This window comes from Longimicrobium sp., assembly GCF_048594345.1.
In the GTDB taxonomy this organism is placed as follows: domain Bacteria; phylum Gemmatimonadota; class Gemmatimonadetes; order Longimicrobiales; family Longimicrobiaceae; genus Longimicrobium.
Genome location: NZ_JBMDXM010000244.1, coordinates 1 through 11,223, shown reverse-complemented (window position 1 = coordinate 11,223; position 11,223 = coordinate 1). Strand labels below are relative to the sequence as shown.

Annotated in this window: 11 protein-coding genes; 9 read left to right on the top strand and 2 right to left on the bottom strand. The window is 69.4% G+C overall.

The features are described from left to right. Window positions 1–574 precede the first annotated feature (574 nt). The 5 genes from ACOJUJ_RS25615 (at window position 575) to ACOJUJ_RS25595 (ending at window position 5,653) form a co-directional block, all read left to right on the top strand. A complete protein-coding gene (locus ACOJUJ_RS25615) occupies window positions 575–1,972 on the top strand; it encodes a sigma-54-dependent transcriptional regulator (RefSeq protein ID WP_420129770.1) in 1,398 nt (465 codons plus the stop codon). A 154-nt stretch (window positions 1,973–2,126) separates the two neighbouring features. Then, complete coding sequence (locus ACOJUJ_RS25610) at window positions 2,127–2,369, top strand: hypothetical protein (RefSeq protein WP_420129769.1); 243 nt, start codon at window positions 2,127–2,129, stop codon at window positions 2,367–2,369. Between the two features lie 151 nt (window positions 2,370–2,520). Beyond that, the gene (locus ACOJUJ_RS25605; protein WP_420129768.1) at window positions 2,521–2,883 is read left to right on the top strand and encodes a hypothetical protein; all 363 of its coding nucleotides are present in this window, start codon (window positions 2,521–2,523) and stop codon (window positions 2,881–2,883) included. Further along, on the top strand, window positions 2,880–4,292 hold the full coding sequence (locus tag ACOJUJ_RS25600) for an amidase (RefSeq protein WP_420129767.1): 1,413 nt from the start codon (window positions 2,880–2,882) through the stop codon (window positions 4,290–4,292). The genes ACOJUJ_RS25605 and ACOJUJ_RS25600 overlap by 4 nt, the downstream gene beginning before the upstream one ends. A 275-nt stretch (window positions 4,293–4,567) precedes the next feature. Beyond that, window positions 4,568–5,653, top strand: coding sequence for a carboxypeptidase-like regulatory domain-containing protein (locus ACOJUJ_RS25595; protein ID WP_420129766.1), 1,086 nt, complete (start codon window positions 4,568–4,570; stop codon window positions 5,651–5,653). Window positions 5,654–5,750: 97 nt separating this feature from the next. On the opposite strand, the gene ACOJUJ_RS25590 is transcribed toward ACOJUJ_RS25595, so the two are convergent. Then, on the bottom strand, window positions 5,751–5,927 hold the full coding sequence (locus tag ACOJUJ_RS25590) for a hypothetical protein (RefSeq protein WP_420129765.1): 177 nt from the start codon (window positions 5,925–5,927) through the stop codon (window positions 5,751–5,753). 243 nt (window positions 5,928–6,170) lie between these two features. Here ACOJUJ_RS25590 and ACOJUJ_RS25585 point away from each other — a divergent pair, with 243 nt between their 5' ends. From ACOJUJ_RS25585 to ACOJUJ_RS25575, 3 genes are all read left to right on the top strand, one after another. Then, window positions 6,171–6,842: a uracil-DNA glycosylase gene (locus ACOJUJ_RS25585; RefSeq protein WP_420129764.1), complete on the top strand. Its 672-nt coding sequence runs from the start codon at window positions 6,171–6,173 to the stop codon at window positions 6,840–6,842. Between the two features lie 202 nt (window positions 6,843–7,044). Continuing rightward, window positions 7,045–7,806, top strand: a complete 762-nt coding sequence (locus ACOJUJ_RS25580) for an energy transducer TonB (protein WP_420129763.1) — start codon at window positions 7,045–7,047, stop codon at window positions 7,804–7,806. A 328-nt stretch (window positions 7,807–8,134) separates the two neighbouring features. Beyond that, complete coding sequence (locus ACOJUJ_RS25575; protein ID WP_420129762.1) at window positions 8,135–8,884, top strand: energy transducer TonB; 750 nt, start codon at window positions 8,135–8,137, stop codon at window positions 8,882–8,884. A 92-nt stretch (window positions 8,885–8,976) separates the two neighbouring features. Here ACOJUJ_RS25575 and ACOJUJ_RS25570 read toward each other — a convergent pair whose 3' ends face one another. Further along, the gene (locus tag ACOJUJ_RS25570) at window positions 8,977–9,855 is read right to left on the bottom strand and encodes a DMT family transporter (RefSeq protein WP_420129761.1); all 879 of its coding nucleotides are present in this window, start codon (window positions 9,853–9,855) and stop codon (window positions 8,977–8,979) included. A 153-nt stretch (window positions 9,856–10,008) separates the two neighbouring features. On the opposite strand from ACOJUJ_RS25570, the gene ACOJUJ_RS25565 reads away from it, so the two are divergent. Next, the gene (locus ACOJUJ_RS25565; RefSeq protein WP_420129760.1) at window positions 10,009–10,590 is read left to right on the top strand and encodes a pyridoxamine 5'-phosphate oxidase family protein; all 582 of its coding nucleotides are present in this window, start codon (window positions 10,009–10,011) and stop codon (window positions 10,588–10,590) included. The last annotated feature ends 633 nt before the right edge of the window (window positions 10,591–11,223 follow it).

The following is an 11,223-nucleotide window of genomic DNA, read 5'->3' as shown; positions in this document are numbered from 1 at the left end:
ACGAAGGTACGAAGGTACGAAGGTACGAAGGTACGAAGGTACGAAGGTACGAAGGTACGAAGGTACGAAGGTACGAAGGTACGAAGGTACGAAGGTACGAAGGTACGAAGGTACGAAGGTACGAGAGTACGAGAGTACGAGAGTACGAGAGTTCGAGAGTTCGAGAGTTCGAGAGTTCGAGAGTACGGATCCGCTTCCGCCGGCTCTGGTCTCGGGGCGGATGAATCCGCGGCTGGAAAAGCACGAAGCCCCGCGAACAGCGCGGGGCTGTAATCCCGCGGGTGCAATCCGCGAAGGCGGACTTCGTGAGGTTTCAGCCGCGGTTTCAACCGCCGGGACGGGGCCGGCGGGTCGCAATCGGTCGCGGACGCGCAGGTGCTTGGAACGCCGCACACCGTAGGGCCGCCGAGTCCGCGAAGGCGGACTTCGTGTAGTCGTTGCCGCGAATTGATTCGCCCGGCGGCGGACGCGGCAGTTTCTCGGCGGAATGGCGCCGTTGCCGACGCAGGTGCGTGGCGGGTCGGCCCACGAAGCAGTTGAAGTTGACGTTCATCCAACGAAAGAAGACGATTCGATGCCGGACACGGCCCGCATCCTGATCATCGACGACGACCGCGCGTTCCGCGTGGGCACGGGCGCCCTGCTGACCGACGAGGGCTATGAGGTAGATGCCGCCCCCAGCGGCGACAGCGGCCTGGAAAAGCTGCGCGGCGGCGAGTTTGACATGGTGCTGCTGGACCTGCGCATGGAAGGCCGCACCGGCCTGTCCGTGCTGGAGGAGCTGCGCGGCGCCGGCAACGACGTTCCCGTGCTCATGCTCACCGGGTTCGCCACGGTGGATTCGGCCGTCGCGGCGCTCAAGCTGGGCGCGGACGACTACCTCACCAAGCCCTGCAACAACGCGCTGCTGCGCTCCAAGATCAAGGCGATCCTGGCCCGCCGCGAGCCGGTGCTGGGCGCCGGCGCCTCGCGCATCGTGGGCACGGGGCAAAAGATGCGCGAGGTGAAGCGGGCCATCGCGCGCGTGGCGCCCACGGAAAGCACGGTGCTGCTGCGCGGCGCAACCGGCACCGGCAAGGAGCTGATCGCCCGCGCGCTGCACGAGGAAAGCCCGCGCCGCAGCCGGCCGTACCTGGCCGTCAACTGCTCGGCGCTGGCGGAGGGACTGCTGGAGTCGGAGCTGTTTGGCCACGCGCGCGGGGCGTTCACCGGCGCGGTGCAGGAGCGGAAGGGAATGTTCGAGGAGGCGCACCAGGGGACGATCTTCCTCGACGAGATCGGCGACGTTTCACCCGCCATGCAGGCCAAGCTGCTGCGCGTGGTGCAGGAGCGCGAGGTGGTGCGGGTGGGCACCGCGCGTCCGGTGCAGGTGGACGTGCGTGTGATCGCGGCCACGCACCGCGACCTGGAGGCGATGGTGGAGGAAGGGACGTTCCGGAAGGACCTGTACTTTCGCCTGAAGGTCTTTCAGATCCGCGTTCCGGAGCTCAAGGACCGGGCGGAGGACGTTCCCGCGCTGGTGGGCGCGGCGCTGGCCCGGTGGAACGAGCGCGTGGAGCCGCACCGCCGCGTCACCGGCATCAGCGACGACGCCGTGGAGGTGATGCAGGCGTACGACTGGCCCGGCAACGTGCGCGAGCTGATGACGGCGGTGGAGTACGCCTGCATCGTCTGCGAGGGCGGCCGCATCCTGGCGCACCACCTTCCCGAGGAGCTGCGCGAGACCGTCGCGGCCGGCATGGGCGCGTCGTCCAACGGCAACGGGAACGGCCACGCCAACGGCGACGCCAGGCGCGGCGACCCCCGCGCCGCCGAGCCCGCGCGGCGCTACGTGGCCCCCGACGCCGAAGCCGAGCGCGAGTCCATCGTCCAGGCGCTGGAAGAGGCCGACGGCAACCGCACCAAGGCCGCCGCCGCGCTGGGCATGGGCCGCACCACGCTCTGGCAGAAGCTCAAGGAGTACGGATTGTGAGCGGGTAGATGGCGCGACAGACCGGCGTTAACCTGAAGTGCGTATGGTCGGCTCGATTCACTTGGAGGTACCCGATGGTGACGTTCGCGATCGAGCTCGCGGAAGCTGAAGCGCAACTGGCGAAGCTCGTCCAGCAGGTTGGAGCCGGGCGGAGGTGCTGATCACGCGTGACGGAGCGCCGCTCGCTCGCCTGGTCCCCGCGGTTGCCGAGGAGGCCAGGGAGCGCGTGCCGGGCACCGCGAAGGGGCTGTTTACCGTTCCCGCGGATTCCGACGCGCCGCTCGACGACGTCGGAACGCTCTGCCGGACCATCATTGGGCAGGCGCAGGGGGAAGGCGGTGAGCTGGTAAGCGCAGACGCCATGTTCGATCCCTATACGGTGCGTCGTCTCTGGTAACACCCTCGCGCTGCAATTCTTTGGATGGAGGCCACCCTCCGGCCGCGGTGCCGGAAGGTGGCTTCTTGTCGTACCCTGTCGCCCCTCGCTGAGGCCGCGTATCGTTTCTGAAACATCCGATTCACAGCATCACACGACGCCCGGCATTCCGATGGCGCACGAATCCAACGACCTTACCCGCCGCGACTTCGCGAAGGCAGCCGTCGCCGCGGCGGTGGCGCCGGCGCTCGCCGCGTGCGCGGCCACGGCGCCAGAAACGTCGCCCACGCCCGCTCCCGTGGCTGCCGCGGCCACACCCGCGGCGCCGGGACGGCAGGAGCCTACGCCGCTGGCGCGCGCGCTGGCGGAGGCGATACGGGTGCAGTACGGCGACCGCATGACGGACGAGGAGATGGCGAAGGTGCAGCTCGGCATCAGCGGCGTGCTCTCCACCGCCGAGCGGCTGCGGCGCTTTCCGCTCCCGATCTCCACGGAGCCGACATTCGTCTACCGCGTGCCGGGTGGCGAACGATGAGCATCCCCGACGAGACGCTGCACCTGCCGCTCACCGAGCTGGCGGAGCAGGTTCGCACCCGGCGGCTGGACCCGGTGGAGCTGGCGGAGGCGTACATGGAGCGCCTGGAGCGCTTCGGCCCCGCGCTGGGCGCGCTGGTGACGGTCACCCGCGAGCGCGCGCTTGCGGAGGCGCGCCAGGCACGCGACGAGATCGCGGCCGGGCGCTACCGCGGGCCGCTGCACGGCATGCCCTACGGCGCCAAGGACCTGATCGGCGCGGAGGGCTACCCCACCAGCTGGGGCGCCCAGCCGTATCGCGAGCAGCGGCTGCCGGACGCGGCCGTGGTGGAGCGGCTCGAGGCGGCGGGCGCGGTGCTGGTGGCCAAGCTGGCATCGGTCGAGCTGGCCGGCGGCTTTGGATACGAGCAGGCGGACGCGTCGTTCACCGGGCCCGGGCGCACGCCGTGGAATCGCGACTACTGGAGCGGCGGATCGTCCAGCGGGCCGGGTGCGGCGGCGGCGGCGGCGCTGGTGCCGTTCGCCATCGGCAGCGAGACGTGGGGATCCATCTTCGCCCCCGCGGCGCTTTCGGGCGTGACGGGGCTGCGGCCCACCTACGGCCGCGTGAGCCGCTGGGGGGCGATGGCGCTGTCGTGGACCATGGACAAGATCGGCCCCATGTGCCGCACGGCCGAGGACTGCGGCGTGGTGCTGGAGGCCATCGCCGGCCCCGACCCGCGCGACGAATCCACGGTGGAGCGCCCGTACCGCCACGCCGACGCGGCGATGCCACGGCGGCCACGGCTGGGCATCCTCAAGGGGAACGCGGAGGGCGCGCAGCCAGAGGTGCGCCGCAACTTCGAGGCGTCGCTGGAGGTGCTGGGCGGCTTTGCCGAGCTGGTGCGCGACGTGACGCTGCCGGAGTACCCGTACGGCGCGGCGGCATCGCTCATCATCGACGCCGAGGCGGCCAGCATCTTCGAAGAGCTGGTGAGCAGCGGGCGCGTACGCGAGCTGAGCGCGCCGGAAGACCGCATCGGCGGATACGCGGGGCAGGTGGTGTTCGCCAAGGACTACCTGCGCGCCATGCGGGTGCGGCGGCCGGCCGGCGAGGCGCTGGACCGGCTGTTCGTGGACGGCGGGTTCGACGCGCTGGTGCATCCCACCTGGGACACCGTGTCCTATCCCGTCGGCAAGCCGTTCGACGACGCGTGGACGGACGCGCCCGGCGGCGGCCAGGGGATCAGCGGCGCGGCCAACCTGGTGGGGCTTCCCGGCATTGCCCTCCCCAACGGCTTTGGCCGCGAGAGCCTGCCCACGTCCATCGCCTTTACCGGCCGCGCCTGGTCCGAGGGCAAGCTGGTCGCCCTCGCCCGCGAGGTGCAGCGCCGCACCGACTGGCACCGGCGCATCCCGCCCGGCTTCTGAGGACCAGAGGGGCGGCGGATCCCGATCCGCCGCCCCTCCCCTTTCCGCACGGCTCACCGCTCGTCCGCAACCCGGCCCGCAGCGATGGAATCGTCCACCGCGCGCGCGCATCCGTCCCTCCACGAGGACACCCTGGAGGGCGGAGCGCCGGCGCCGATTGACCCAAACCTCTTCATCGCCAATCAGTTCCGCAAACCGTCTCCCTGGGTGCGCGGAATGCCGTAAACTCAGGACACGCACGGCATTCCCCCCCACGTATGTCCGCTGGAGCTCCCTTGATCTCACCCGGTCGTTCGAACCGCATCGTCCGCTTGATGGTGCTGTGCGCCGCGCTGTTCGCTGCGGGGCCGCTGGGCGCCCAGACGGTGCACGGTGTGCTGGTGGACGATACGGCGCGGCCGGTGCCCAGCGCGCTGGTCGTTCTCATCTACCCAGGCGGCGCGTCGAACGAGGGCGCGATGACGGACGCGCAGGGCCGCTTTACGCTGATCGCCGCGCTGCCGGGGCGCTACCTGGTGCGCGCGGAGCGCACGGGGTACCGGACGGCGGAGCTTGCCATCGACCTGGCCGCCGGAGAAACCGCGGAGGTGCGGCTGACCACCGCGCTGCAGGTGTTCGTGCTTCCCACGGTGGACGTGGTGGGAGAAAGCCAGTGCACCGTGCGGCCGGGACAGGGAATGCTCGCGTACACGCTGTGGGACGAGGCGCGCAAGGCGTTGCGCGCCACGGCGTTTCTGCAGGACGCTCAGCGCGTGCGGTACACCGTCCGCACCTACCGCAACGACGTCGTGCTGCGCAACGGCCTGACGCCCCGGCGCCGGGATGCGCCCCGCCGGGTGACGGGCCGGCCGTTCACCACCCTTACGCCCGCGGAGCTGGCGGAGGGCGGCTACGTGCGCGGCGAGGGCGACAGCCTTTCGTTTCATGGCCCCGACGCGCACGTGCTGCTTTCCGACGAGTTTCTGGACACGCACTGCCTGTACGTGGCCCGCGCCGACCGGGCGACGGTCGGCCTGGCGTTCGAGCCCGTGCAGCGCCGGGGGATCGTGGACATCCGCGGCGTGCTGCGCATCGACCGCCGCACCGGCGAGCTGCGCGACGTCGAATACGAGTACACGGACCTGCCCAATCCGCGGGGGAGGTCGCGCGGCGGTGGCTCGGTGGTGTTCCGGCGGCTGGCCAACGGGGCCTGGGTGGTCACGCGGTGGCACATCCGCACCACCAACGTTGCACGCGTCACCGACTGGAGGGGGCAGGAAAACAACTCGCATGCCGTCACCGACATACGCGAAGCCGGCGGCGAGGTCACGGACGTCGAGCTGGTGGCGCCTCCCGGACCCGCCGCGGGCACCGCGCCCTGATGGCGCCATCGACCGACCCGGACGATCCGCATCCACGGAACGACGAGCGGGGCGGCCCCGGAAGGAGCCGCCCCGCTCGTTTTGCGCTGCGTGTGGGTCAGCAGACGGTGGTGTCGGGGCAGCAGGCCGTGCGGTTGCACGAGCCTACCTTGCTGTAGCAGTTCTCGTTCAGCGTGCCCTGGTTCGCCATCACGGTGCCGCGATCCTGCCCGCCGCCGTCGATCTCGAACGATTCCACCGCCAGCGCATCCGGGTTGAGCGCGATCTTCTTCATCGGAAGGTTTCCTTGTGGAGGGATTCTTCAAGGCGCGGGATCCTGCGCCGGAAAAAGCCGGCGCCTCCGCGCCGTGCGTTGCGTGCTGCAACGCAACAGGCAATCTCTTTCTGACACCAAGCGCGTACAAACGTCTCGCCGTCGGATTGCGGGCGGGCCGCGGCGGAACCGGGTTTGCAATCCGGATCCGTGTACGTTGTTTACTTGTGATCAGACTGTCCGTCCCGATCCCGAACCCGGCCGATGAAGCTGCCCCTTCCCCGTTCGTGGCAGGCCCGCGTGGGCGCGGAGCTGGAAAAGCCGTACTTCCACCAGCTGCGCGACTTTGTGGATGACGAGCGCCGCCGCGCCACCGTCTACCCGCCCGAGGACGAGGTCTTTACCGCCCTGGAACTCACCCCGTACGACAAGGTGAGGGTGATGATCCTGGGGCAGGACCCGTATCATGGGTCCGGGCAGGCCCACGGGCTGGCGTTCTCCGTTCGCCCCGGCGTTCCCAAACCGCCATCGCTGGCCAACATCTTCAAGGAGCTAAGGGCGGAGATGGATTGTCCCATCCCCGGGCACGGCTCCCTTGTGTCCTGGGCCAAGCAGGGGGTGCTGCTGCTGAACGCGGTGCTCACCGTGCGCGACGGCGAGCCCAACTCGCACAAGGGCAAGGGGTGGGAGACGTTCACCGACGCGGTGATCCGCGCGCTGGCGGAGCGCGAGGACCCGGTGGTGTTCGTGCTGTGGGGGGGATACGCCGCCAAAAAGGAGCCGCTGATCGGCGCGCCGCACTACGTGCACAAGTCCGCGCATCCCTCGCCGCTTTCCGCCAGGCGCGGGTTCTTCGGCAGCAAGCCGTTCACCACCATCAACCGCGAACTGCAGCGGATGGGGCAGCCGCCCGTGGAGTGGTGCATCGACGGCTGAACGGGATTGAGGTCTTCCGGCACGGCGTGGTCAGAACGGCGAACGATCGTTCGTTGCCTCTGTGGAAGGGAACGCGGGAAGCGCTGGAACTACCGCCCGGCAGCGGACGTACGACGACACAGGGCCGTCGCGTACCCGCCTCCGCCGTCGCCCTCCGGATACCCTCGGCCCACGGCCGTCACCACTCCGCAGGAGGTGCCCCATGTTCAAGGTCCTCACCGGCGAAGCGAAGCGCAAAGGGATCAGCCCCGCCACGATCGTCGCTTCCGTTGCCGCCCACCTTCTGCTCCTGGGCGGCGCCGTGTTCGCCTCCGGCGGCGAGCCCGCCGACGCCGGGGCCATCGAGGCGGACACGGTCATCCTGTGGGAGGCGGATGAACCGCCGCCACCGCCCACGCCCGTCATCGACGAGCCCCCTCCGCCCGCGCCCGCGCAGCCGGACGAGCCCGACCAGCCGGTGGAAACGCCGGCGGAGGGGAACCAGGAGGAGATCGAGCAGGTGACGGAGGCGCCGGAAGGCATCCAGAAGGAAGAGCCGGGCGCGGAGCCGGTGGATCTCACCCGCCACACCGGGGTGGGCGAGCCGGGCAACAACCCGGAGCCGCCGGCCAGGGACCCCGCGCCTCCCGCGGGTGACGGGAACGCCGGGCCGAAGGTGTTTGACGTGGCCGTGGTCGAGGTGCGGCCGGTGCTGGACAGCCGCGGCCTGGCCCGCACGCTGGAGCGCAACTACCCCGCGGTGCTGCGCGACAGCCGGGTGGGCGGCCGCGTGGTCATCGAGCTGGTGGTCGACGAGGACGGACGCGCGGTTCCCGGCTCGGCGCGCGTGATCGAGGCGTCGCACCCGGCTTTTGGCGAAGCGACGCTGCGGGTGGCGGACCGCTTCCGCTTCCGCCCGGCGCGGATCAACGGAAACGCGGTGGCGGTGGTCGTCACCATCCCCATCGTGTGGACGGCCAACTGAGCCGATCCTCTCCCGATCGATGCAGGAGGGCCCCGGCAGAGCATCGCCGGGGCCCTTTGTATTTGCCCTTCACGCGGTTCTTCGCGTGCGGCCGATCGCCACGATCTGGAGCGCATGGGGCAGACCGTGGCGCGGTTCATCGGCAACTCACGGGTATCATGCACGCGTGGTCAGAACGGCGAGCGACCGTTCGTTGCTTCCGTGGAAGAAGACGTAGAAAAGGCATCATCTAACCGCTCGGGATAGACGTTACAGCACTCGCCCCCCCCCGCACTCCGCCGCCACCCCTCCAGATCACGGCCCGCCACCACTCCGCCAGAGGTGCCCCATGTTCAAGGTCCTCACGGGTGAAAAGAAGCGCAGGGGGATCACCCCCGCCACGATCATCGCCTCCATCGCCGCCCACCTTGTGCTCTTGGGCGGCCTAGTCTACGCCTCGACCGCAGAGTATGAGATGGTCGAGGACATTTGTCTGGATTGTGGAGTTTCGTTGCCGGAGGAGCCGCCTCCCGTATACGTGGAAGAGCAACCCAAGCGCACTCCGGCGCAGCCCGGCAAGCCGTTGGAGAAGCCGGCACCGGCCGACGTGCTGGTGGTGCCCCGAATGGATGTCGTACCCATCGACCCCAGAGCCGAAAAGGACGGCGCGCAGCTGGTGAACCCTGAGGATTACCGTCGTGATGGGCGGCCCGGTGACATCATCGGTCCAAGGACGACGGTGGAGCCCACGCCGCTCACGGGTGAGACCGTCGAGCCCACGCCGGCCGGGCCAATGCCGGCAAGCGACGCGGAGGTGCGGCCGGTGCTGGAGCGCACAGGCCTGAGCCGCATCCTGGAGCGGAACTACCCCGCCATGCTGCGCGACGACCGGGTGAGCGGGCGCGTGGTGATCGAGATGGTGGTGGACGAGGAGGGCGTGCCGGTTCCCGGCTCGGCGCGCGTGATCGAGGCGTCGCACCCGGCCTTTGGCGAAGCGACGCTGCGGGTGGCGGACCGCTTCCGGTTCCGCCCGGCCCGGATCAACGGAAACGCGGTGGCGGTGGTCGTCACCATCCCCATCGTGTGGACGGCCAACTGAGCCGATCCTCTCCCGGACGGACGAACGAGGGCCCCGGCGGAGCATCGCCGGGGCCCTCGTCCTCATTCATGGAGAAAAGGATAACTCCGTCGCTATCCCGCCGGAGCTTTGCGTTCGGAGCGGGTTTCGGCGATGGTGCGGAGGAGGGTGGCGCCCAGGATCAGGATGCCGCCGGCGATGGCCCACGGGCCCGGCGTCTCGCCGTGCACCAGCCACGCCCACACGGGGTTCAGCGCCGGCTCCAGCAGCAGCAGCACCGATGCCTCCAGCGCGGTGACGTGGCGCACGCCGGCGGTAAGCAGCAGGTACGCCGCTCCGATCTGAAAAACACCCAGGTAGCCGATCGCCAGCCAGTCACCCGTGCCCGCGTTCACCACCGGCAGCGAGAGGGGAAGGCAGGCGAAGAACGCGATCAGGTTGCCGGCGATGACCGTCGGCAGGCCGGAGCCTTCGCCACCATCGCGGTTTCCCAGCCACCGCAGCCCCACGATGGTAAGCGCCCAGGTAACGCCGCTGATCACCGAAAAGATGTTGCCCAGCCTGGGATTGGGCGCCGTGTGCACCGGCGCCTCGCTGCCCACGAAGAACAGCACCAGCCCCAGCAGCACCGGCGCCATGAACGCAAGGTCGCGCCGCCGCACCGACTCCTTGAGCAGCAGCGGGCCGAACGCCAGCATGTACAGCGGCGCGGTGGACTGCAGAAAGATGGCGTTGGCCGACGTCGTAAGCTTGTTGGCGGCTACGAACAGCACCAGCGTGGTGGCGTAGGCCACGCCCACGGGCAGCACGTGCCACGTCCACCCGCGGCGCGCCGCCGGCACCAGCAGAAAGACGGCGGCCGCGGCAACGGCGCTGCGAAAGCCCGCCACCTGCCACGCGGTGAGCGTGGTGGCCTTGATGGCGGCCCCGCCCGTGGAAAACAGCAGCGCGGCCCCCAGCACCTGCAGCCGCGACGTGGATCGCTCCGTCAAACCGCTCCCTTTGTGCACCAGGTGGATGAAGCCGGGAAGGATGCCGCCCCCGCCCCATCGCGGCAAGTCACCGCACTCTCGCACTCCTCCGGCACGCACCCTGCTCAACGTCCCCGGCCGAAGAGTGCACAAACCTTTCGCAGAGGGATGACGATGAGCAACGGCAGCACGGGGGCGCCGCACGACGCCACCCCGGCATCGACGGAAAAGAAGCTCGACCAGATGTACGGCCTGGTGGAGGGGATCGAGATCGCGATGTTCACCACGCGGCGGCAGGATGGGCACCTGGTGTCGCGGCCGATGGCCACGCAGGCGCGCGCGGCCGGCGCGGACCTGTGGTTTGTGACCGACGGCGAGACGCACAAGATGGACGAGCTGGTGCACGACGCGCACGTGAACGTGAGCTACTACCGCGACAAGACGCGCGAGTGGGTATCCGTGAGCGGCACGGCGCGCATGGTGAACGACCGCGCCAAGATCCACGAGCTGTACCGGCCCGACTGGAAGGCCTGGTTCCCCGACGACGGCCCCGGCCGCGATGGCGGGCCCGACGATCCGCGCCTGACGCTGGTGGCGGTGGACGCGCACAGCGTGGTGTACATGGTGAGCAACACGCCGCGCCCGGTGGTGCTCTTCGAGGTGGTGAAGGGGATGATCACCGGCCAGCAGCCCGACGTGGGCGAGACGCACATCCTGAACGAGGGCGAGCTGGGCGGCAATCGGGCCGGCGTTTGAGGAAACGGAAGCTCACTCCGAGTCTTCCGCCGGACCTCCTGCGTTGATTTCCTGAGGAAGGCGCCGCCCCGCATCGTCAGCGCACGATGAGGCCGGGGCGCCGACCGAAGGATCTCGCCGGCACGGCCGTGGGGCTGGATTCCGCGCCAGGAATCCAGCCCCACGCGTGCTTCAGGCGAGATCCTTCGGTCGCGCGCAAGGGTTGTGTCGCTGAGAGGGTGTTATACCGATTTCCATGATTCGCGGTGCACTCGGAGTTCTACTGCCGGGCTCACGCGGAGACGCGGAGGGCGCGGAGAACATCACGCTTCTCCGCGCCTCCGCGTACTCCGCGTCTCCGCATGAGATTTCATCCTAACGGCCTGAATGCACAGCGAATGAGCAGAAACGGTTATTGTGAACTCGGTGCACGGAGAACAGTCATCCTGAGGGAGCGCACCTCGTGGAACCTGCGGTAACTAAACCTTTTGCGCGCGACCGAAGGACCTTCTGTCCGACGGCTTGAACGCCGCCACGCCGCTCCGAACTGTCGGGTTCCGCCCCTGTCGGACACGCCGTTGCCGCTTCGGCCGGGTTCAAGCAAGCCGGGAGAGGGACCTTCGGTCGCGCGCAAGCGTTTGTCTGATGGACGGT

Excerpts from the sequence above, each read along its gene's own strand:
- ACOJUJ_RS25615 (WP_420129770.1), top strand. The coding sequence starts at position 575 with ATGCCGGACACGGCCCGCATCCTGATCATCGACGACGACCGCGCGTTC.
- ACOJUJ_RS25605 (WP_420129768.1), top strand. The coding sequence starts at position 2,521 with ATGGCGCACGAATCCAACGACCTTACCCGCCGCGACTTCGCGAAGGCA.
- ACOJUJ_RS25600 (WP_420129767.1), top strand. The coding sequence starts at position 2,880 with ATGAGCATCCCCGACGAGACGCTGCACCTGCCGCTCACCGAGCTGGCG.
- ACOJUJ_RS25590 (WP_420129765.1), bottom strand. The coding sequence starts at position 5,927 with ATGAAGAAGATCGCGCTCAACCCGGATGCGCTGGCGGTGGAATCGTTC.
- ACOJUJ_RS25585 (WP_420129764.1), top strand. The coding sequence starts at position 6,171 with ATGAAGCTGCCCCTTCCCCGTTCGTGGCAGGCCCGCGTGGGCGCGGAG.
- ACOJUJ_RS25580 (WP_420129763.1), top strand. The coding sequence starts at position 7,045 with ATGTTCAAGGTCCTCACCGGCGAAGCGAAGCGCAAAGGGATCAGCCCC.
- ACOJUJ_RS25575 (WP_420129762.1), top strand. The coding sequence starts at position 8,135 with ATGTTCAAGGTCCTCACGGGTGAAAAGAAGCGCAGGGGGATCACCCCC.
- ACOJUJ_RS25565 (WP_420129760.1), top strand. The coding sequence starts at position 10,009 with ATGAGCAACGGCAGCACGGGGGCGCCGCACGACGCCACCCCGGCATCG.